Below are 21097 nucleotides of genomic sequence, written 5' to 3' on the forward strand. Positions count from 1 at the left end.
TCAGGAAAGGGGCCGGTCGGTGGGATCAGGGACAGCGGGGGGACGCGGGCGCCGGGCGGCGCTCGCGGGGGTGCTGGGCGTCGCGCTGGCCGCCGGGACGGTGCTCGCCGCACCCTCCTCGGCCCAGCCCTCGCCGGCGCCGAGCCACGGCGGCCGGCACCCGGAGGAGCCGCGCCGCGACGGCGCGAACAGCCCCGGCCCCGGCAAGGACCGCGGCCCGTCCGAGCGCCGCGGCAACCGGCACCGCGCCGTCCCCGCCCGGGGCCCGGTGCTGGCCGCCGGGGGCGCCGACGGCCGGCCGGCCACCGGCGGCGGGCTGCGCACCGCCGTCGCCCCCGCCGTGCAGGACAAGGCGCTGGGCACCCTGGCCTTCGCCGTCGCCGACGCCGCCACCGGCGAGTTCCTGTTCGGCGCCGACGAGGGCACGCCCGCCACGCCCGCCTCCACCACCAAGCTCGCCACCTCGGTCGCCGCGCTGGCCCTGCTGCCCGCCGGGCGCCGGATCGCCACCACCGTCGTGCAGGGCGCCCCCGGTGAGCTCACCCTGGTCGGCGGCGGCGACCCCACCCTGACGGCGCTGCCCGCCGACCAGGTCCGGGTCGGCGGCGCCCCCGTCGACGCGGAGAGCGCGCCCGCCTCGCTCGCCGACCTGGCCCACCGCACCGCCACCGCGCTCAAGGCGGCCGGCACCACCGCCGTCCGGCTCGGCTACGACACTTCGCTGTACACCGGCCCGCTGCTGCACAAGGACCACGACGGCGAGAACATCGCGGCCGTCACCCCGCTGATGGTCGACGAGGGCCGGGTCGACCCGCGCTCCACCGAGGACGCCCCGCCCCGGGTCGCCGACCCCGCCGGGCAGGCCGCCGAGGCGTTCGGGCGGCTGCTCGCGGCCGAGGGCATCACCCTGCGGGGCGCCGCCGCCCCGGCCACCGCCCCGGCCGGGGCGAAGGAGCTGGCCCGGGTCGAGTCGCCGACCCTCGGCCGGCTGGTCGAGCGGATGCTCACCACCTCCGACAACACCCTCGCCGAGGCGGTCGCCCGGCAGGTGGCGATCGCCGCCGGGCAGCCCGCCGGGTTCGACGGGGCCGCCAAGGCCGTCACCGGCGAACTCGCCGCGCTCGGCGTCCCGTTGACCGGCGTGCTGATCACCGACGGCAGCGGCCTCGCCAAGGCCAACCTGATCCCGCCGATCACCCTGGTGAAGCTGCTCGCCACCGCCGCCTCCGCCGAGCACCCCGAGCTGCGCCCGGTGCTCACCGGCCTCCCGATCGCCGGCTTCACCGGCACCCTGGCGGGCCGGTTCGGCGCCAAGTCCGGCGCGGGCGACGCCGCCGGCATCGTCCGGGCCAAGACCGGCAGCCTCTCCGGCGTGAACACGCTGGCCGGCACCGTGGTCGACGCCGACGGGCGGGTGCTGGTCTTCGCCCTGATGAGCCGCACCACCGCGGACGCCGCCACCGCCCGGGCCGCCGTCGACCGGATCGTGGCCCGGATCGCCGCCTGCGGCTGCTGAACCGGCCCGCCAACCGGCCCGTGAACCGGCTGCCGGACCGGTCGGCCCGCCGCGGCCGACGGGGGCCGGCCGGGGGCTGACGGGGCGTCAAAGAAGCCCACCCGTCCCGCCCGTCTCCCCCGGGCGGGGGCGAGCACGTACGGTGAGGGCATGACGAGCGCGAGCGGCGGTGCGGAGATGGTCGACTGGGATCTCGCGGTGGCGACCGCGGCGCGGATCGCCCGGCCCGGGCCGCGGGTGTCCCGGGAGGAGGCCCGCGCGGTGGTCGCCGAGCTGCGCGGGCACGCCGCGGAGGCCGAGCGGCACGTGCGCGAGTACACCCGGATGGGGTCCGCGGCGGCGGCCGACACCCCGGTGCTGGTGGTGGACCGGCCCGGCTGGGTGCGCGCCAACGTGGCGGGCTTCCGGACGGTGGTGCGCCCGCTGACCGACCGGCTGGCGGCCCGCCGCGCCGAGGGCCGGGGCGCGGCCGCGGCGGGCGCGGCCGGGGCCAAGGCGACGGGCGTGGAGGTCGGCGTGGTGCTGGCCTTCCTGTCGACCAAGGTGCTCGGCCAGTACGAGACCTTCGCCCCGGCCGAGCTGCCGAGCGCCCCCGACAGCCCGGAGGGCCTGTTCGACCAGCCGCGCCGGGGCCTGGCGGTGCCGCCCGGGCGGCTGCTGCTGGTGGCGCCGAACATCGTCCAGGTGGAGCGCGAACTCGACGTTTCCCCGCACGACTTCCGGCTCTGGGTGTGCCTGCACGAGGAGACCCACCGGACCCAGTTCACCGCGGTGCCCTGGCTGCGCGACCACATCCAGTCCGAGGTGCAGGAGTTCCTGGCGCAGACCGACGTCGATCCGGCGGCCTTCCTGGAGCGGCTGCGGGAGGCCTTCGGCGGCGTCCCCGGCCTGCCCCGGGCCAAGGGCGCCGGGGGCGCCAGGAGCGGCGGTGGCGGCAACGGCCTGGCCGACCTGGTGCAGACGCCCGGGCAGCGGGAGATCCTGGCCCGGCTGACCGCGGTGATGTCGCTGCTGGAGGGCCACGCGGACGTGGTGATGGACGGCGTCGGACCGGCCGTGGTGCCCTCGGTGGCGGAGATCCGGGAGAAGTTCCAGCGCCGCCGCGACCGCGGCGGCGGCCGACTCGACCTGGTGCTGCGCCGGCTGCTCGGGATGGACGCCAAGCTGCGCCAGTACCAGGACGGCGCGGTGTTCGTCCGGGGCGTGGTGGAGCGGGTCGGGATGGACGGCTTCAACCGGGTCTGGACCTCCCCGAACACGCTGCCGACCAAGGAGGAGGTCCACGACCCGGCCTCCTGGGTGGCCCGGGTGGTGGGCTGAGCCTGCCGCTCCGGTCCGGACCGGCGGGACCGGCGGAAACACAGATCGGGCGAGTCGTACACCTGGCGGCAGACGTAACGTTTCGTCATTCACCCGTACGTGGGACGGTGGAACCGCCGTTGGCGCGGGTGGCGTGGGCGGTGTCCGGATTCTGCGACCATCTGTGAGCGCCTGGTGACCGAGAGCTGACAGGCGGCCGACGTACCCCCCTCCGCCAAGGAGTGCCAACCATGGGCCCACACCCCGCTGTCGCGGCGATACGCCTCGCCGTCCGCCGTACCCTCGCCGAGCTCGCCGCCGAGGCGGGCGCGGCCCCGGGCGGGGCGGTGCGCGAGCGCGCCGTCCCGGCCCCCGCACCCGTCCCGGTGCCCGTCCTGGCCGGCACCGTGACGGTGCCCGGCACCCTGATCGGCAATGCCCGCCGACACCCCTCCGGCCTGCCCCGCACCCCGGCCGCGCCCGGCTCCCCGCTGGTGCTGGTGGCCGTCTCCGGCGGCGCCGACTCGATGGCGCTGGCCACCGCCACCGCCTTCGAGGCCCCCAAGCTCGGCCTGCGGGTCGGCGCCGTCACCGTCGACCACGGCCTGCAGGACGGGTCGGCCGAACGCGCCGAACTGGTCGCCGTCCGGTTGCGCGAACTCGGCCTCGACCCGGTGGAGGCCGTCGCGGTCCGGGTCGGCCGCGAGGGCGGCCCGGAGAACGCCGCCCGGGACGCCCGCTACGCCGCCCTCGACCGGGCCGCCGAGCACCACGGCGCGCTGGCGGTGCTGCTCGGCCACACCCGCGACGACCAGGCGGAGACGGTGCTGCTGGGCCTGGCCCGCGGCTCCGGGGCCCGCTCGCTGGCCGGGATGCCCGCCCAGAAGGGCCGCTACCGCCGCCCGCTGCTGGAGCTGGACCGGGCCGCCACCCGCCAGGCCTGCACCGCCCAGTCCATCCCGGTCTGGGACGACCCGCACAACACCGACCCGGCCTACACCCGCTCCCGGGTCCGGCACGAGGTGCTGCCGGTGCTGGAGAAGCACCTCGGCGGCGGGGTGGTCGAGGCGCTGGCCCGCACCGCCCGGCTGTTCCGCGACGACGCCGACGCGCTCGACCAGTGGGCCGCCCTCGCCGAGCGCGACCTGCGCGCCGCGGACGGCGGCCTGGACACCGACAAGCTCGCCGAACTGCCCCCCGCGGTGCGCCGCCGGGTGCTGCGCCGGGCGGCGCTGCGGGCCGGCTGCCCGGCCGGGGACCTGTTCGCCCGCCACCTGGAGGCGGCGGACCTGCTGGTCACCGGCTGGCGCGGCCAGGGCCCGCTGCACCTACCCGGGGGCGTCGAAGCCGTCCGCCGGTGTGGCACGCTGGTGTTTCGGCGGCCGGGCGGCTGAGCACGAACGAGTCGTACCGCCGCCGCCGAACCCCGACCCCGAGCGTTTGAGGACGTATCCCCGGTGGACCAGAACGACATGGGCGCAGACCTCGCGAAGGTGCTCATCAGCAAGGACGAGATCGACGCCAAGCTGGTGGAGCTGGCCGCGCGGATCGACCAGGACTACGCCGGGAAGGACCTGCTGCTGGTGGGCGTCCTCAAGGGTGCCGTCATGGTGATGGCGGACCTGGCCCGCGCCCTGCACAGCCAGGTGACGATGGACTGGATGGCGGTCTCCTCGTACGGCATGGGCACCAAGTCCTCCGGCGTGGTGCGCATCCTCAAGGACCTCGACACCGACATCGCCGGCCGGGACGTGCTGATCGTCGAGGACATCATCGACTCCGGCCTGACGCTGTCCTGGCTGCTCGGCAACCTGGGTTCGCGCGGCCCGGCCTCGCTGAAGGTGTGCACCCTGCTGCGCAAGCCGGACGCCGCCAAGGTGGAGATCGACGTCGAGTACGTCGGCTTCGACATCCCGAACGAGTTCGTGGTCGGCTACGGCCTCGACTACGCGGAGAAGCTCCGCAACCTGCCCTTCATCGGCACCCTCGCGCCGCACGTCTACGGGGGCTGAACCGTTCGGGCGACGGGTGGGAACAGTGCCCTGTTCCCACCCGTTGTGCGGGGGTAGGAAAATAGGCCGCACCGTGGTGCGATCCCGCCGGGACCGGGGGTCGCTGCGGTACGGTCCCATCAACCGCTCGTCTTACGAGCACATATCGGATGCGCCAAGGCCCCAACAGCCGAGCAGCGCCCGTCGAATTGGCAGGAGGGACGGGGCGGCGACGCCCCGCATGGATGGACGTCAAGCGATACTTCCGTGCGCCGATCATGTGGGTCGTGCTGGCCGCCCTCGCCGTGTTCGCACTCATGGAGCTCGTCTCGGACCCGAGCGGCTACAAGACTGTGGACACCGGACAGGTCATCAGCGCCATCAACAGCGACCAGGTGAAGTCGGCGCAGCTCACCACCGGTGACTCGAACCTCATCAAGATCCAGCTGCAGGACGGCCAGAAGCTGAAGCCGGGCGCCAACGGCAAGTCGCCGTCCGGCACCCGCTTCCAGGCCTCCTACACCGGCGACCAGCAGGCCGCCGACCTGGCCAAGAACCTCCAGGCCAAGCAGGACGCGGGCCAGATCCCGGGCGGTTACACCGTCAGCCCCGAGAAGCAGTCGACCCTGGTCAGCCTGCTCTTCTCGATGCTGCCGATCGTGATCATCGTGGTGGTCTTCCTGTTCCTGATGAACCAGATGCAGGGCGGCGGCTCCCGGGTCATGCAGTTCGGCAAGTCCAAGGCCAAGCTGCTGACCAAGGACACCCCGAAGACCACCTTCGCCGATGTCGCGGGCGCCGACGAGGCGGTCGAGGAGCTCCACGAGATCAAGGAGTTCCTGCAGGAGCCGGCCAAGTTCCAGGCCGTCGGCGCCAAGATCCCCAAGGGCGTGCTGCTGTACGGCCCGCCCGGCACCGGCAAGACCCTGCTGGCCCGCGCCGTGGCCGGCGAGGCCGGCGTCCCGTTCTACTCGATCTCCGGCTCCGACTTCGTCGAGATGTTCGTCGGCGTCGGCGCCAGCCGGGTCCGCGACCTGTTCGAGCAGGCCAAGGCCAACGCTCCGGCGATCATCTTCGTCGACGAGATCGACGCCGTCGGCCGGCACCGCGGCGCGGGCCTCGGCGGCGGCCACGACGAGCGCGAGCAGACCCTCAACCAGCTGCTGGTCGAGATGGACGGCTTCGACGTCAAGGGCGGCGTCATCCTGATCGCCGCCACCAACCGCCCCGACATCCTGGACCCGGCGCTGCTGCGCCCCGGCCGCTTCGACCGGCAGATCGCGGTCGACCGCCCGGACCTCCAGGGCCGACTGGACATCCTCAAGGTGCACCAGAAGGGCAAGCCGATCGCGCCGGACGTCGACCTCTCGGCCGTCGCCAAGCGCACCCCCGGCTTCACCGGCGCCGACCTGTCGAACGTGCTGAACGAGGCGGCGCTGCTCACCGCGCGCTCCGAGAAGAAGCTGATCGACAACCAGACGCTGGACGAGGCGATCGACCGCGTCGTGGCCGGTCCGCAGAAGCGCTCCCGGATCATGTCCGAGAAGGAGAAGAAGATCACCGCGTACCACGAGGGCGGCCACGCCCTGGTCGCGGCGGCCTGCAACTACTCCGACCCGGTGCACAAGATCACCATCCTGTCCCGGGGCCGCGCCCTGGGCTACACGATGGTGCTGCCGGACGAGGACAAGTACTCGACCACCCGCAACGAGATGCTCGACCAGCTCTCGTACATGCTGGGCGGCCGGGCGGCCGAGGAGCTGGTCTTCCACGACCCGACCACCGGTGCCTCGAACGACATCGAGAAGGCCACCGCCACCGCGCGGGCCATGGTCACCCAGTACGGCATGAGCGAGCGGCTCGGCGCGATCAAGTTCGGCACCTCCGACTCCGAGCCCTTCCTGGGCCGCGAGATGGGCCACCAGCGCGACTACTCGGAAGAGGTCGCCGGGCTGGTGGACGAGGAGGTCAAGAGCCTGATCGAGACCGCCCACAACGACGCCTGGGAGATCCTGGTCGAGAACCGGGACGTGCTGGACAACCTGGTGCTCGAACTGCTGGAGAAGGAGACGCTGAACAAGGAGCAGATCGCCGAGATCTTCGCTCCGGTCATCAAGCGCCCCCCGCGTCCGGCGTGGACCGGCTCGGCCCGCCGCACCCCGTCCACCCGGCCGCCGGTGCAGTCGCCGAAGGAGCTGGCGCTGACCAACGGCGCCGCCACCACCGGCACCGACCCGGTCGACGTGGTCAAGCTGCCGCCGGTCGACGGCGGCCAGGTCGAGAGCTGACGGTTCGACCGCCTGTTCGGAATGGATGCCGCGTTTCCGGGGTTTGTACCCTGGAGGCGCGGCATCCGTGCTGCAGCTCCCCTCTTGACCGAGATTTTCCCGACTGACGAGCAGCGAGGCACGCATGATCGACCCGGTGACGCTCGACGGTGAGGCCGCCGTCGGCCAGTTCGACCAGAAGCGGGCCGAGAACGCCGTCCGCGAGCTGCTGATCGCCGTCGGCGAGGACCCGGACCGCGAGGGCCTGCTGGAGACCCCGGCCCGGGTCGCCCGCGCCTACCGGGAGATATTCGCCGGGCTCTGGCAGCAGCCGGAGGACGTGCTGACCACCACCTTCGACCTCGGCCACGACGAGATGGTGCTGGTCAAGGACATCGAGGTGTTCTCCACCTGCGAGCACCACCTGGTGCCGTTCCGCGGCGTCGCGCACGTCGGCTACATCCCGTCCAGCAGCGGCAAGATCACCGGTCTGTCCAAGCTGGCCCGGCTGGTCGACGTGTACGCCCGCCGGCCGCAGGTGCAGGAGCGCCTGACCAGCCAGGTCGCGGACGCGCTGATGCGGATCCTGGAGCCGCGGGGCGCGATCGTGGTGATCGAGTGCGAGCACATGTGCATGTCGATGCGCGGCATCCGCAAGGCCGGGGCGAAGACCATCACCTCGGCGGTCCGCGGCCAGCTCCGCGACCCGGCCACCCGGAACGAGGCGATGAGCCTGATCATGGCCCGCTGACGGGCCGTCGACGGCGAAAAGGGCGCACCCCGAGGGGTGCGCCCTTTTCGCTTTCCTACTGTCGTGGTTCGCGGTCGGCCGGCGGGGCCAGGTGGTCGCCGAACCACTCCAGGGCGGCGGGCAGTTCGCGGCGCCAGGTCTCGAAGGAGTGACCGCCGTCGGGCAGCACCAGCGAGTCCACCGTGAACTCCGGGTGGGCGGCGGCGACCTTCTGCGCGCCGGCCAGGAACTGCTCGGTGGCTGCGAAGTCCTCCTCGGCCCGGGTGGAGACCACCAGCAGGCTGGTGGCGGGGGCGGGCAGGTTGGCCAGCCGCCAGTTCAGGTCGGAGCGCTGGGCGGCCGCCTTGTCGCCGCGGAACAGGTCGCCGTCGGTCCAGCGGTCCGCGGGCACCGCGTAGTCGGCGTGCAGCGCGGCCGCGCTGCCGAACGCGCCCGGCTCGCGCATCGCCATCCGCAGCGCGCAGGAGCCGCCGGTCGAGTACCCGAACACGCCCCAGGAGGCGGCCGAGCGGCCGACCCGGTACGCGGAGCGCAGCGCCGCCGGGACGTCCTTGGCGAACCAGGTCTCGGCCCGCGGCCCGCCGGGGACGTCCACGCACTCGGTGTTGCGGGGCGGGGCGACGGTGGGGCGGGCCATCACCACCACGGTCGGCGCCATCCGCCCGTCGCGCTGCAGCTCGGCGGCGGCGGACGGCAGCCGCAGCCCGTCGATCAGGGCCAGCGAGGGGCCGGGGTAGCCGGCCAGCGCCAGCAGCACCGGGAAGCGCTCGCGGGCGTAGCGCGGGTTGAAGTACTCGGGCGGCAGGTAGACGAAGACCTGGTCGGACAGCCCGGACTCGGTCCCGGTGATCCGCACCGAGTCGACCCGGCCGACCTGCTCCGGCGGCCCGGCCGGCAGCACGTCCTTGACGCCCGCCAGCCCGCCCTCGTCGGTCGGCCGGACCAGTGCCGCGCCGGTCGGGGCGGCGCCGGGGGCGTGCGCGGCGGCCAGCGCGACCGGGGCGCCGCCGGGGCGCAGCAGGTCGTTCCAGGAGGTGTAGAAGCCGTACGCGTCGTTGACCGAGAGCAGCAGCACCGACAGTACGGAGAGCTGCACCACGGCGAGCAGTCCGAGCCGGCCGAGCAGCGGGAGCGGTCGCTGGCGGGCCAGCCGGGGCCACAGCCAGAGAGTGGCCAGCAGGGCGACGGCCGCCACCGCGCCCAGGGTGTACACCAGTGCCCGGCTGGTCAGCTCCATGCCTTCCGGTCCCTCCTCGACTCGCGCCCGCCCATCGTCATCTGACGCATCGTCGGGAGCCAGTGGGGGTACTCTGACCGGGCGTCGGAAACCAGTGCGAAAAGGTGGCTGTGCACCGGGGAACCGACGCCGTAGGATGCGGCGTCCACCCGGGGGAAGACGCGCCGAACCGCCGTACCGGTGGCCACGGGTGCGCGGCGGTGGGCGCGGCCGCATCCCCCGGTCCGATGAGCGCAGGCGTTCGGTCCGACCCCTGGCGGACGCCTCCGATTCTTTCCTCGGACCCTCTTTGACGTGCGGATTGCCAGAAAAAGGAACAGGCATGAAGGTCCATCACCAGCTCGCCCCCGGAGTGCGCGAGCAGCGCCCCGGTGCCTCTAGGCTGACTTCCCATGAGTGCCCCCGTGTCCGCTGAGCCGACCTCCGAAGCCCCCCGCCGCCGGGGACTGCAGACGCTCCGCACCCAGGCCGCCGCCGTGCCGCGGGCCTGGCTGCCGGGCGCGGTCGGGTACGCCGCGCTGGCGATCGGACTGATCGACATCGCCTGCGCGATCTTCCCCAAGCTCCGGCTCACCAAGATGCACAACTGGGCCGGGCACCTCCCGGGCGGCACCACCTCGCTGGCCGCCGCCGGGACGCTGATGGTCGGCATGCTGCTGGTGCTGCTCGCGCACGCCCTGCGCCGCCGCAAGCGCCGCGCCTGGCGCGCCGTCTGCGTGCTGCTGCCGGTCGGCGCCGCGCTGCACCTGCTGCGCTGGCACCAGGTCGGGCAGGCGGTCGTCTCGCTGGCGCTGCTCGCCGTCCTGCTGATCCACCAGCGCGAGTTCTACGCCAAGGCCGACCCGCGCACCCGCTGGCGGGCCGTCCTCAACTTCGTGGTGCTGAGCGCCGTCTCGGTGCTGCTCGGCCTGGTCATCGTCTCGGTCCGGTGGAAGTCCGAGGTCGGCGACCCGACGCTGTTCCAGCGCTTCGAGCACATCGGCTACGGCCTGTTCGGCTTCGAGGGCCCGATCCACTACACCTCGGACCGGATCGGCGACCTGGTCGGCTACTCGCTCGGCGCGCTCGGCCTGGTCACCGCGCTCACCACCGCCTACCTGGCGCTGCGCCCGGAGAAGCCCGAGCCGGAGCTCACCCCCGAGGACGAGCTCAAGGTCCGCGAGCTGCTGGCCCGGCACGGCCGCCGCGACTCGCTGGGCTACTTCGCGCTGCGCCGCGACAAGAGCGTGCTGTTCTCGCCCACCGGCAAGGCCGCGATCTCCTACCGGGTGGTCTCCGGCGTGATGCTGGCCTCCGGCGACCCGGTCGGCGACGTCGAGGCCTGGCCCGGCGCGATCAAGGTCTTCATGGCGACCGCCCGCGAGCACGCCTGGGTCCCGGCCGTGATGGGCTGCTCCGAGGTCGGCGGCGAGGTGTGGACCCGGGAGGCCGGGCTGGACGCGCTCGAACTCGGCGACGAGGCGATCGTCGACACCGCCTCCTTCTCGCTCTCCGGCCGCGCCATGCGCAACGTCCGCCAGATGGTCAAGCGGATCGAGCGCAACGGCTACTCCTGCCGGGTCCGCCGGGTCGGCGACCTCACCCAGCAGGAGAAGCGGCAGATCGCCGACGCCGCCGCCCGCTGGCGCGGCACCGACACCGAGCGCGGTTTCTCGATGGCGCTCGGCCGGTTCGGCGACGCCGGGGACGACGACTGCGTGGTGGTCACCGCGCACAAGGCCCCCGAGGAGGGCGAGCCGGACACCGGGGACGACCTCAAGGCGGTGCTGCACTTCGTCCCCTGGGGCGAGGACGGCATCTCGCTGGAGCTGATGCGCCGCGACCGGGAGGCCGACCCCGGCCTCAACGAGCTGCTGATCGTCGCCGCCCTCCAGGAGGTCGGCGCGATGGGCGTCCGCCGGGTCTCGCTGAACTTCGCGATGTTCCGCTCCGCGCTCGCCCGCGGCGAGCGGATCGGCGCCGGGCCGGTGCTGCGGGCCTGGCGCGGGCTGCTGGTCTTCCTGTCGCGCTGGTTCCAGATCGAGTCGCTGTACAAGTTCAACGCGAAGTTCCAGCCCTCCTGGGAGCCGCGCTTCCTGGTCTACCAGCACACCCGCGACCTGCCGCGGATCGGCTTCGCCGCGATGCAGGCCGAGGCCTTCATCACCCTGGGCATGCCGCGCTTCGGCCGCAAGCGGCAGCGCCAGGGCCTGATGCCGGAGCAGAGCGAGCAGCTCGGCCGGGCCGCGTAGCGGGTCCGCCCCGGGCGGCGCCGCCCGGGGCGGACCGATAATGGGGCGCATGAACGAGAACGTCCCCGGCCTGCCCGTCCTGTCGCGCTGCGCGGTGATGGGGGTGGTCAACGTCACGCCGGACTCGTTCTCGGACGGCGGCCTGTGGCTGGACCCGGCCCGGGCGGTCGCGCACGGGCTCGACCTGGTGGCCCGCGGCGCGGACCTGGTGGACGTCGGCGGCGAGTCGACCCGGCCCGGCGCGGTCCGGGTCACCGAGGCGGAGGAACTGCGCCGGGTCGTGCCGGTGGTCACCGAGCTGGCCCGGGCCGGCGTCGTGGTGTCGGTGGACACCATGCGGGCCGCCGTCGCGGCGGCGGCCGTCGCGGCCGGCGCCCGGATCGTCAACGACGTCTCCGGCGGCCTCGCCGACCCGGAGATGGCCCGGGTGGTCGCCGACACCGGCGCCCCGTTCGTGGTGATGCACTGGCGCGGCCAGTCCGCCGACATGGACCGCCTCGCCGTGTACGGGGACGTGGTCGAGGACGTGGTGCGGGAGCTGACCGTCCGGGTGGAGGAGCTGCTCGCGGCGGGCGTCAAGCAGGAGCAGCTGATCCTCGACCCCGGCCTGGGGTTCGCCAAGACCGGCGAGCACAACTGGGCCCTGCTGGGCCGGCTGGACGCGCTGACGGCACTGGGACGCCCGGTGCTGGTGGCCGCTTCGCGCAAGCGCTTCCTGGGTACGCTGCTGGCCGACCCGGAAACCGGGGAGCCGCGCCCGGCGCGGCAGCGGGACGACGCCACGGCGGCGGTCTCGGTGCTGTCGGCGAAGGCGGGCGCCTGGGCGGTCCGGGTGCATGACGTGTCCGGCACGGCTGACGCCGTACGAGTCGTCGCGGCCTGGGAGCAGGCGGCGCAGAGGGGGTAGGCGTGGCGGAAGCAGTCAGCGGCAACGACCGGGCGGCAGCGCTGGAGCCCGACGAGGAAGCGGTGCTGGCGGCCAACCAGGCCCTGTACGAGGCGCTGGAGAACGGCGACCTGGAGGCGGTCGAGGCGATCTGGCTCGGCCCGGACCAGGCCGACGACAAGGGCGGCGTGTTCTGCGTGCACCCGGGCTGGCCGGCCCTGATCGGCCGGGCCCAGGTGACCCGCTCCTACATGCTGATCATGGCGAACACCGAGTACATCCAGTTCTTCCTGACCGACGTCGAGGTGGACGTGCAGGGCGACGTCGCCCTGGTCACCTGCACCGAGAACATCCTCTCCGGCGGCGAGCCGGAGGAGGAGGGCGAACTGGGCCCGCTGGTCGGCGGCAAGGTGGTGTCGACCAACCTGTTCCGCCGCACCCCGGACGGCTGGCGGCTCTGGTCGCACCACGGCTCGCCGGTGCTCACCAGCGGCGACGACGAGGACGACGAAGAGGACGACGACGACGAGTAGGGAAGCGCAGCCCTGTCCGCAGCCCTGTCAAGGGCCGCCGCAGCCGGTCCGATCGGGTGGGCGGCCGGGGAGGCGGTCCAGGCCGCCCGGGCCTCGAAGGTAGATTCGAGGGGCGGCGGGCGACGGTGCCCGCCGGTCCCCGCCCCCGCGCGGGGCCGTCAGCTGGGAGCAGTGATTCTTTTGCTGGACCGCGTCACCCTGCGTGGGCTCCGCGCCCGCGGCCACCACGGCGTCTTCGAACGCGAACGGGTCGAGGGGCAGACCTTCGTGGTCGACCTGGTGCTGTTCCTCGACACCCGGCCGGCCGCCGCGGGCGACGACCTGACCCGCACCGCGCACTACGGCGTGATCGCCGAGGAGGTCACCGCGGTGATCTCCGGCGAGCCCGTCGACCTGATCGAGACGCTGGCCCAGCGGATCGCCGACCGGTGCCTGGACCACGAGGTGGTCGAGGAGGTCGAGGTCACCGTGCACAAGCCGGACGCCCCGATCACCGTCCCCTTCGACGACGTCACCATCACGATCCGCCGCGGCCGCGCCTGACCGCGCCCGGCGGAGCCCGAGCAGAGGGAACTCCATTGGCCACGACCGACCCGACCGCCACGCCGAGCACCTGCGACCTGCAGAGCAAGGTGGACCGCGTGGAGTCCACCCTGCACGACTCCCGCACCGCCGCCGTCGCCCTCGGCAGCAACCTGGGCAACCGCCTGGAGACCCTGCAGGGCGCCGTGGATGCCCTGGAGGACACCCCCGGGGTCCGGGTGACCGCGGTCTCCGCGGTGTACGAGACCGACGCCGTCGGCGGCCCCGCCGACCAGCCGAGCTACTTCAACGCGGTCGCGCTGCTGCGCACCTCGCTGCCGCCGCAGGACCTGCTGGAGCGGGCCAACGCGGTCGAGGACGCCTTCGGCCGGGTCCGCACCGTGCACTGGGGCCCGCGCACCCTGGACGTCGACATCCTGGCCTACCAGGACGTCACCAGCACCGACCCGCACCTGACGCTGCCCCACCCGCGGGCGCACGAGCGGGCCTTCGTCCTCGCCCCCTGGCAGGACGCCGACCCGGCGGCCGAGGTACCGGGCCACGGGCCGGTCGCCGAGCTGCTGGCCGGGCTCGGCGGCGCCGCCGGGCAGGGCGTGCGGCTCCGCACCGACCTGCAGCTGCGCCTGCCCGAGTGAGCGCCCGCCGGTCCGGCCGGGGGACCCCCGGCCGGACCGGTCCGGGAACTTCCGCGGCCGCGCGGGCGTAGCTCCCTGGCGAAGGACCCGACCGCACCGCGCCGCACCGTGCCGCCTCGCACCACCTCGTACCGCCTCGCACCACTGGGAAGGAAGCCCGTCCGCGTGAAGCCGCTCCGTCTCCGCCTGCTGCTCGGCATCACCGGGATCACCGGGCTGCTCGCCTGGGGCGCCTCCCGGCTCTGGGACACCCTGGACACGCTGCCCGCGGTGCCCCGCTACGCGCCGTACGTGCTGGCGGCGGTCGCCGTGGTGCTGCTCGCCGTGACGCTCTCGCTGCGCTCCCGGCTGAAGGCGGCCCGGGAGCGGCAGCACGACGCCAAGCGGGTCGACCCGCTGCACGCGGCCCGGGCCCTGGTGCTCGGCCAGGCCAGCGCGCTGGTGTCCGCCGTGGTGACCGGGATCTACGCGGGCACCGGGGTGTTCCTGCTCGGCCAGCTCGACAACGCGGCCCGCCGCTCGCAGGCGCAGACCGCGCTGTTCGCGGTGCTGGCCGGCGCGGCGGTGATCGCGGTCGCGCTCTGGCTGCAGCACGTCTGCCGGCTCCCCGGCGGCCCCGACGACCGGGACCAGCCGCGCGGGACGGCCACCTCCTCGCGGTGACCGGTGGTCGACGCAGCGTGACGCGGCGGTCGCGGAAGGTGGCCCCGGCGGCCTGTCAAGGCCCGAATGGGGGGCGAGGCTGACAGGGCCGCGATTCGCACGCTAGTTTCTAGCCATGTCTCGCGGACGCCACCGTCATTCCTCCGTCCTCGGCCGGTCCCTGCCACCGGTCGCCTCCGGTGTGCTCGTGGTCGCGGCGGTGGCCGCGCTGGTGGCCAGTCCGGATCAGATCGTGGCCCGCTCGGTCGGGGTCGCCGCCGTCCTGGCGGTGGTCGGCCTGGCCCTGGTGCTGCGCCAGCGCGACCGGGCCGCCAAGGCCGCCGCCGAGCAGGCCATGCAGCGCCGGCTGCGGGTCGAGGAGCGCTACGAGGAGCAGATCGCCGAGGCCGAGTACGCGGCCGAGGTCGCCGAGGAGCGGGCCACCCGCTTCGGCCGGCGGCTGACCGCGGAGAAGTCCCGGCTGGCGAAGGCCGAGACCGAGATCGCCCGGCTGCTGCGCGAGCGCGCCGTGATGGTCGCCGAGCAGGCGCTCAAGGAGGCCGAGGCCGCCCGGCAGGCGCTGGAGGCGTCCCGCCCCAAGCACCCGCTCACCCCGGCCGGCTACGTCCGCGCCCAGGCCGCGATGCGGTACCTGGAGCGGCAGGCCGCCGTCGCCGAGGCGCGCCGCGAGGTCGACGAGCGGGCCCAGGTCGAGCTGCGCCCGCGGATGCCCGAGCCCGTCCCGGCCGCCGACGGCGCCGGCACCGCCGCCACCGCGCTGCGCCCGGTCGGCCCGGCGCTGCCCGGCGCCCGCCCGGCGGGGGAGCGGGACGAGCGCCCGGCCGCCGCGCACCCGGCGCCGCCGCGCCCGCGGGCGACCGCGTTCAGCTTCTTCGGCCGGCCCGGCACCGCCCGGGCCGCGCTGCGGGCGGCCGCCCCGGCCCCCGCCGTCGGCGACCTGGCCGACGTGGTGGGCGACGAGGCGGTGGCCGAGTCGGAGCGCTACGCCGTGGTCGGCGGCGCCCCGGTGGACGCCGGACACCCCGCGCACCGGGCGGTGGAGCAGGCGCCGACCCACCAGCACGCCGAGTCCGACACCGAGCCCGAGGTGGTCGACCTGACCGCGCACGACGAGACCGAGCTGCTGGAGCTGCCCGAGCTGCGGGCCACCCGCAACTGACCGGCCGTCACCCGGGCCCGCGGAAAGGCCCCCGCTCCGTCGGTCAGGAGCGGGGGCCTTCGCGGTGCGTGACGCCGGATCAGACGTTGACGCCGAAGTCCTGGGCGATGCCGACCAGGCCGGAGGCGTAGCCCTGGCCGATGGCGCGGAACTTCCACTCGGCGCCGTTGCGGTACAGCTCGCCGAAGATCATCGCGGTCTCGGTGGCCGCGTCCTCGGAGAGGTCGTAGCGGGCGATCTCGGCGCCGCCGGCCTGGTTGAGGACCCGGATGTAGGCGTTGCGGACCTGGCCGAAGCTCTGGCCGCGGCCGTTGCCGTCGTAGATCGACACCGGGAAGGTGATCCGGGTGACGTCGGCGGGCAGCGCGGCCAGGTTGACGTTGATCTGCTCGTCGTCGCCCTCGCCCTCGCCGGTGCGGTTGTCGCCGGTGTGGACGACGGTGCTGTCCGGGGTGCTGGTGTTGTTGAAGAAGACGAAGTGGCGGTCCGAGTAGACCCGGCCCTCGCCGTTCAGGACGATCGCGCTGGCGTCCAGGTCGAATTCGGCGCCGGTGGTGGTGCGCACGTCCCAGCCGAGGCCGACGGTGACCGCGGTCAGGCCGGGGGCCTCCTTGGTCAGCGAGACGTTGCCACCCTTGGAGAGGCTCACGGGCATGGTCTGTGGTGTCCCTTCGGTCGGTTTTGCCGGAAGAACGCGGGACGGGCGGTCGATGGTTCCATCGGTTGGTGGACGGATGGATTCCCGCCCCGGCCGGCCGCCCGCGGCGGATCAGATCCGGGGGTAGCGGCCCTGCACGGTCCAGACGTTCGGGTTGTCGGCCAGACCTTCGTGCAGCTCGGTCAGGTCGGCGAGTACATCCTGCAGGAAGTCCCGTGCCTCGCGGCGCAGTTCCGCGTGTCGCACCACCAGCGGTTCGTCCTCGGGGCGCCAGGTGGCGGAGATCTCGACCCAGCCGAACCGGCGGGCGAAGCGCAGCAGCTCGGTGTTCTGGGTGAAGTCCAGGTCCTCGGTGCGCACCCGGGACTCCCGGCTGCCGCGCGGGTCGGCGTCCAGCCGCTCGGCGATGTCGCACAGCGCCCAGGCGAAGTCCAGCACCGGCACCCAGCCCCAGCGGGTCTCCAGGCCGGCGCCCTCGGCGGTCTCCAGGTAGACGTCGCCGGCGAACAGGTCGTGCCGCAGCGAGCGGACCGACGCGGTGCGGTAGTCGGTCTGCGGGGGGTCGGGGAGGCGGGTGGAGAGGGAGTAGCCGAGCTCGATCACGCCCGCCATTGTGCCCGGATAACGGGGTGACGCGGGCCGGGCCCGGGCGGGATGATGGCGGCATGACTGAGCCCGTGCGCGTCCGGGGTTCGGTGGTCGTCCCCGACGCCGAGCTGGTCTGGCGCTTCTCCCGTTCCTCCGGCCCCGGCGGCCAGCACGTCAACACCTCCGACTCGCGGGTCGAGCTGCGGTGGGACTTGGCGGCCTCGACCGCGCTGCCCCCGGTGTGGAAGGAGCGCGCCCTGGAGCGGCTCGCCTCCCGGCTGGTGGACGGCGTGCTGACGGTCCGCGCCTCCGAGCACCGCTCGCAGTGGCGCAACCGCGAGGTCGCGGCCGCCCGGCTGGCCGCGCTGCTCGGCGAGGCCACCGCGCCGCCGCCGAAGGCCCGGCGGGCCACCAAGCCCAGCCGGGGCATGGTCGAGCGGCGGCTGGAGAACAAGCGGCACCGCTCCGGCCTCAAGCAGGGGCGGGGCCGGCTCCGCCCGGAGTGAGCCGGGCGGCGGCCGGTCGGCCGGGCCGCCGTCAGCCGAGCTGCCGGTAGCCGCCGCGCTGGTACAGCAGCGGCCGGGCGCCGGGCGCGGGCACCTCGGCGGCCAGCACCAGGCCGAGCACCAGGGTGTGGTCGCCCGCGGGTATCAGCCGCTCGGTGCGGCACTCGACGGTGGCCAGCGCGCCGTCGATCAGCGGCGCCCCGGAGTGCGGGCCGCGCCGCCAGGCGGCGTCGGCGAACAGCAGGCGGTCGCTGAGCCGGCCCTTCATGGCGAAGCGCGAGGCGAGGGCGCGGTGCTCCTCGCCCAGCAGCGACACCGCCCAGGACCCGGTCCGGGCCAGCAGTTCGTCCATCCGGGAGCCCTCCCGGACCGAGACCAGGACCAGCGGCGGCTCCAGCGACACCGACAGGAACGAGGTGGCGGTCATCCCGGCGTCCTCGCCGTCCTCCTCGTCGTGCAGCGTCAGCAGGGAGACGCCGGAGGCGAGTTGGGCGAGGGCGGCGCGGAACGCGTCGGGGGCGGCGGCGGGCGCCGGGCCGGCGTCGGGTCCGGGCGCCGCGGGGGCGGTGGGGGGCTGCGTGGAGCTGGGCACGTACCGCACGGTAGTCCCCGGTCGGGGGAGCCGGTATCGGGCCCCGGACGTAGGTCCGCTCGGTCCTTGGTCGCCCACTCCTTGATCATTGTGTGATTTGAGTCACACTGACGGGCTATTGCTGACCGAGCGTGCCTATCGCAGTGCTCGCTGTGATTCAGTTCTTCTGGCAATCGGACGACAACCTTTCAAGAACTATCCGAGCAGCCGGGGAGCCCCCGCATGGAAGCCGAGTCGGAGCCCTACGTCCGCCTCGCGACCCTCCGCACCTTGCACCGGGTCGTGGCGGACCTCAACGCTGCCCGGAGCCTGGCGGGGACCCTGCAGGCGGTCGTCGAGGGAGCGGTGCACGGGCTCGGGTTCGACGCCGCGGCGGTCAGCCTGGTGCGCCCCGACGGCGACCTGGTGGTCGCCGCCGTCTGGGAGATCGAGGAGAGCGCCTTCGGCGGCCCCGCCGTGCTGCTCGGCCAGGTCGGCTCCCGGGAGTCCTGGGAGCGGATGCTCCAGGTCGCCGACCACTGGGGCACCCTGCGCTTCCTCCCGCACGACCGCGGCTGGGCCATCGCCACCGACATCCCGACCTGGACCGGCGACGGGCCGATGCCCGTCTACGGCAACGACTGGCACCCCCAGGACGTCCTGCTCGCCCCCATGTACAGCGCCGGCGGGGACCTGCTCGGCATCCTCTCGGTCGACCGCCCGCGCAGCGGCAAGCGTCCCGGGGCCTGGACCAGGGAGGCGCTGGAGATGTTCTCCCTGCAGGCCTCGATAGCCATCGGCAACGCCCGGCTGCGCGCCGAGATGCAGCGCGCGCTGGCTCGGCTGGAGAAGGAGCAGCAGGCCCTGCGGGCCAGCGAGGAGTCCTTCCGGCAGGCCTTCGAGTACGCCCCGAGCGGGATGGCCATCACCGAGCTGCACGGCGACGCGATGGGCCAGCTCACCCGGGTCAACGACGCCCTCTGCCGGCTGCTCGGCCGCCCCCGGGCCACCCTCCGCCAGCAGCGCTTCGCCGACCTGGTGCACCCCGAGGACCTCGAACTGCTGCACCGCACCAGCGCCGAGGGCGGCCGGGCCGAACTGCGGCTGGCCCGCCGGGACGGCGGCTACCAGTGGGTCTGCCTGCGCAACTCGGTGGTCGCCGACGCCACCGAGGGCCCGAGCTTCCTGCTCACCCACGTCGAGGACATCGAGGACCGCAAGCGGCACGAGCTCCAGCTCGCCCACCGGGCCAGCCACGACGCCCTCACCGGCCTGCCCAACGGCGCCGAGCTGCGGGCCCGGCTGGCCCGCCGGCTCTGTCCGCGCCCCCCGCTGCCCGACCCGGTCGGCGTGCCCGGCCAGGCCCTGCCGCCCGCCGCCTCCCACCCGACCTCCTACGCCCCCCTGGACGAGCTCCCGGCCCCCGGGGCGTCCGTACCCCCGGCGCACGGCTACGCGGCCCCCGACGGGGCCCTGGAGCGCGACCGCGCCGCCTTCGCGGCCGGCCAGGTGCTCCGCCACGACGGCATCCCCGCCCACCACGTGCACACCGCCGTCCCGTCCGTCGACCAGCCCGCCGGCGACCTCTGGCACGGCCACCGCCGCGGCCCGGCCGGCGACAAGGGCCTGGCCGTCCTCTACTGCGACCTCGACGGCTTCAAGCTGGTCAACGACCGCTACGGCCACAACACCGGCGACGCCGTCCTGATCGAGATCGCCCGCCGCCTCCAGCAGGTGGTCCGGGAGGGTGACACGGTGGCCCGGATGAGCGGCGACGAGTTCGTGGTGCTCGCCGACGGCATCGGCCGCGAGGAGGCGAAGGAGCTGGCCGGGCGGCTGCGTGCGGCGATCCTGCCGCCGATGCGGATCGACAACCGGACCGTCCGGGTCGGCGTCAGCCTGGGCATCGGCTGGGCCGGCTGCGGGATGAGCATCGACGAGGTGCTGCACGCCGCCGACGAGCGGATGTACGACGAGAAGCGCACCCGCGGCGGCCCGGCGCGCGGCGCCCGCGGCGAGCGCTCGCACCGCCGCGCGGGCTGAACCGCGTACCGGGCCCTCGGCGGAGGCAGGTAGGGTGCCCTGGGTACGCAGCACATCCAGTACTGGGGAGTTGACCGTGACCACGCCCGGCGACAACGGCGCAGCGCCCGACGAGGCGGGCCAGGACGACCCCTTCGCCTACCTGTACCGGCCCGCCGACGGCGAGCAGCCGGCCGCCGAACGCCCCCGCACCGGGTACCAGCGCCCGATGGAGGTCGGCCGCGCCACCTACGGCGAGCGGCCCGCGTACCAGCAGCCCGGCCCGCCGCCCGGGTACGGCCCCGGCCCCGGCGCGGAGCCCACCGCGGCGCTGCCGCCGCAGCAGAGCCGGTACGCCGAGCGCTCCCGCCCCCGGCCCGGTGAGGACCGGCCGATGGGGCGCGGCAAGGCCGCCGTCATCGGCGCCGTCGCGGTGGTCGCGGCGATCGCGATCGGCGCGGGCGTCGCGCTCTCCGGCGGCGGCGAGGACAAGAAGGACAAGGACCGGGCCGCCTCGGTCGGTCACACCACCGGCGCGCCGGCGCCCGCCGGCACCGGCGCGGCCGGGGCCGGCCCGTCGGCCAGCGCCAGCGCCCCGTCGGCGCCGATCAGCGACGCCACCAAGCTGCAGGCGCAGGGCGCGGGCACCGACAGTTCGGTCAAGGGCGCGGTCTCCGCGGACGGCTCGTACCTGACCCTGCAGGGCGGCTCCACCGTCACCTGGACGGTCAACGCCGACACCGCGGGCCAGGCCAAGCTGTGGCTGCACTTCAACAACACCGGGGCCGACCAGCCCGCGCAGGTGCTGGTCAACGGCAAGGAGCACCCCAACGGGGTGGTCCTGAAGAACTACGGGAAGAACACCGACCCGGCGATGTCCTGGTTCAGCACCAACATATGGCCCACCCTGCAGGCCGGCCCGAACACCATCACGGTGACCCTGCCGGCGGGCGCCGCCCCCGTCCTGCTGGACCAGGTCGCGCTCACCCCGATGTCGGTGAACACGTACCCGACCCGGTAGGGCGGGGGCGGCGGGGCGCG

At 74.4% G+C, this 21097-nt stretch carries 20 protein-coding genes; 16 read left to right on the forward strand and 4 right to left on the reverse strand.

The genetic code is table 11. The features are described from left to right. Positions 1-19 precede the first annotated feature (19 nt). The 6 genes from dacB to folE all read left to right on the forward strand — a co-directional run bounded on the left by dacB (position 20) and on the right by folE (position 7824). Complete coding sequence (dacB, locus tag ACIOHG_RS21950; RefSeq protein ID WP_400953155.1) at positions 20-1516, forward strand: D-alanyl-D-alanine carboxypeptidase/D-alanyl-D-alanine-endopeptidase; 1497 nt, start codon at positions 20-22, stop codon at positions 1514-1516. A gap of 150 nt (positions 1517-1666) precedes the next feature. Next, the gene (locus ACIOHG_RS21955) at positions 1667-2836 is read left to right on the forward strand and encodes a zinc-dependent metalloprotease (RefSeq protein WP_400953157.1); all 1170 of its coding nucleotides are present in this window, start codon (positions 1667-1669) and stop codon (positions 2834-2836) included. 230 nt (positions 2837-3066) lie between these two features. Next, positions 3067-4209: a tRNA lysidine(34) synthetase TilS gene (gene tilS / locus ACIOHG_RS21960; protein ID WP_400953159.1), complete on the forward strand. Its 1143-nt coding sequence runs from the start codon at positions 3067-3069 to the stop codon at positions 4207-4209. A 63-nt stretch (positions 4210-4272) separates the two neighbouring features. Then, positions 4273-4827 carry a hypoxanthine phosphoribosyltransferase gene (hpt, locus tag ACIOHG_RS21965; RefSeq protein WP_035864922.1) on the forward strand — a complete coding sequence of 185 codons (555 nt, stop codon included), beginning with the start codon at positions 4273-4275 and terminating at the stop codon, positions 4825-4827. Positions 4828-5051: 224 nt separating this feature from the next. After that, complete coding sequence (gene ftsH / locus ACIOHG_RS21970) at positions 5052-7094, forward strand: ATP-dependent zinc metalloprotease FtsH (RefSeq protein WP_400953162.1); 2043 nt, start codon at positions 5052-5054, stop codon at positions 7092-7094. Positions 7095-7218: 124 nt separating this feature from the next. Next, complete coding sequence (folE, locus tag ACIOHG_RS21975) at positions 7219-7824, forward strand: GTP cyclohydrolase I FolE (protein WP_400953164.1); 606 nt, start codon at positions 7219-7221, stop codon at positions 7822-7824. A gap of 55 nt (positions 7825-7879) precedes the next feature. Here folE and ACIOHG_RS21980 read toward each other — a convergent pair whose 3' ends face one another. Further along, positions 7880-9061, reverse strand: coding sequence for an alpha/beta hydrolase (locus ACIOHG_RS21980; RefSeq protein ID WP_400953166.1), 1182 nt, complete (start codon positions 9059-9061; stop codon positions 7880-7882). A 392-nt stretch (positions 9062-9453) separates the two neighbouring features. Here ACIOHG_RS21980 and ACIOHG_RS21985 point away from each other — a divergent pair, with 392 nt between their 5' ends. The 7 genes from ACIOHG_RS21985 to ACIOHG_RS22015 all read left to right on the forward strand — a co-directional run bounded on the left by ACIOHG_RS21985 (position 9454) and on the right by ACIOHG_RS22015 (position 15711). Further along, positions 9454-11292, forward strand: a complete 1839-nt coding sequence (locus tag ACIOHG_RS21985; RefSeq protein ID WP_400953168.1) for a phosphatidylglycerol lysyltransferase domain-containing protein — start codon at positions 9454-9456, stop codon at positions 11290-11292. Between the two features lie 40 nt (positions 11293-11332). Beyond that, a complete protein-coding gene (folP, locus tag ACIOHG_RS21990) occupies positions 11333-12199 on the forward strand; it encodes a dihydropteroate synthase (RefSeq protein ID WP_400953170.1) in 867 nt (288 codons plus the stop codon). A gap of 2 nt (positions 12200-12201) precedes the next feature. Then, complete coding sequence (locus ACIOHG_RS21995) at positions 12202-12711, forward strand: nuclear transport factor 2 family protein (protein ID WP_400953172.1); 510 nt, start codon at positions 12202-12204, stop codon at positions 12709-12711. 183 nt (positions 12712-12894) lie between these two features. Next, entirely contained in the window at positions 12895-13254 is a 360-nt protein-coding gene (gene folB / locus ACIOHG_RS22000) for a dihydroneopterin aldolase (protein ID WP_400953383.1), read from the forward strand. A 35-nt stretch (positions 13255-13289) separates the two neighbouring features. Next, positions 13290-13889 (forward strand): 2-amino-4-hydroxy-6-hydroxymethyldihydropteridine diphosphokinase, encoded by a 600-nt coding sequence (gene folK / locus ACIOHG_RS22005; protein ID WP_400953174.1) that lies wholly within the window; start codon positions 13290-13292, stop codon positions 13887-13889. 165 nt (positions 13890-14054) lie between these two features. Then, the gene (locus ACIOHG_RS22010; protein WP_400953176.1) at positions 14055-14552 is read left to right on the forward strand and encodes a DUF3180 domain-containing protein; all 498 of its coding nucleotides are present in this window, start codon (positions 14055-14057) and stop codon (positions 14550-14552) included. Positions 14553-14667: 115 nt separating this feature from the next. Next, entirely contained in the window at positions 14668-15711 is a 1044-nt protein-coding gene (locus ACIOHG_RS22015; protein ID WP_400953177.1) for a hypothetical protein, read from the forward strand. 79 nt (positions 15712-15790) lie between these two features. Here ACIOHG_RS22015 and ACIOHG_RS22020 read toward each other — a convergent pair whose 3' ends face one another. After that, on the reverse strand, positions 15791-16366 hold the full coding sequence (locus tag ACIOHG_RS22020; RefSeq protein ID WP_400953179.1) for a TerD family protein: 576 nt from the start codon (positions 16364-16366) through the stop codon (positions 15791-15793). Positions 16367-16480: 114 nt separating this feature from the next. Then, positions 16481-16981, reverse strand: coding sequence for a hypothetical protein (locus ACIOHG_RS22025; RefSeq protein ID WP_400953181.1), 501 nt, complete (start codon positions 16979-16981; stop codon positions 16481-16483). Positions 16982-17034: 53 nt separating this feature from the next. Between ACIOHG_RS22025 and arfB the strand changes: the two genes are divergently transcribed. Next, positions 17035-17463 (forward strand): alternative ribosome rescue aminoacyl-tRNA hydrolase ArfB, encoded by a 429-nt coding sequence (gene arfB, locus ACIOHG_RS22030; protein ID WP_400953183.1) that lies wholly within the window; start codon positions 17035-17037, stop codon positions 17461-17463. 31 nt (positions 17464-17494) lie between these two features. Here the strand turns inward: arfB and ACIOHG_RS22035 are convergent, their stop codons facing one another. Beyond that, the gene (locus ACIOHG_RS22035; protein ID WP_400953185.1) at positions 17495-18055 is read right to left on the reverse strand and encodes a flavin reductase family protein; all 561 of its coding nucleotides are present in this window, start codon (positions 18053-18055) and stop codon (positions 17495-17497) included. Positions 18056-18277: 222 nt separating this feature from the next. Here ACIOHG_RS22035 and ACIOHG_RS22040 point away from each other — a divergent pair, with 222 nt between their 5' ends. Together ACIOHG_RS22040 and ACIOHG_RS22045 are read left to right on the forward strand one after the other, a co-directional pair. Beyond that, a complete protein-coding gene (locus ACIOHG_RS22040) occupies positions 18278-20077 on the forward strand; it encodes a diguanylate cyclase domain-containing protein (protein WP_400953187.1) in 1800 nt (599 codons plus the stop codon). 76 nt (positions 20078-20153) lie between these two features. Next, positions 20154-21077 carry a hypothetical protein gene (locus ACIOHG_RS22045; protein WP_400953189.1) on the forward strand — a complete coding sequence of 308 codons (924 nt, stop codon included), beginning with the start codon at positions 20154-20156 and terminating at the stop codon, positions 21075-21077. Positions 21078-21097: the final 20 nt, after the last annotated feature.

Origin of the sequence: Kitasatospora sp. NPDC088134, assembly GCF_044741705.1 — a bacterium.
Taxonomy (GTDB): Bacteria; Actinomycetota; Actinomycetes; order Streptomycetales; family Streptomycetaceae; genus Kitasatospora.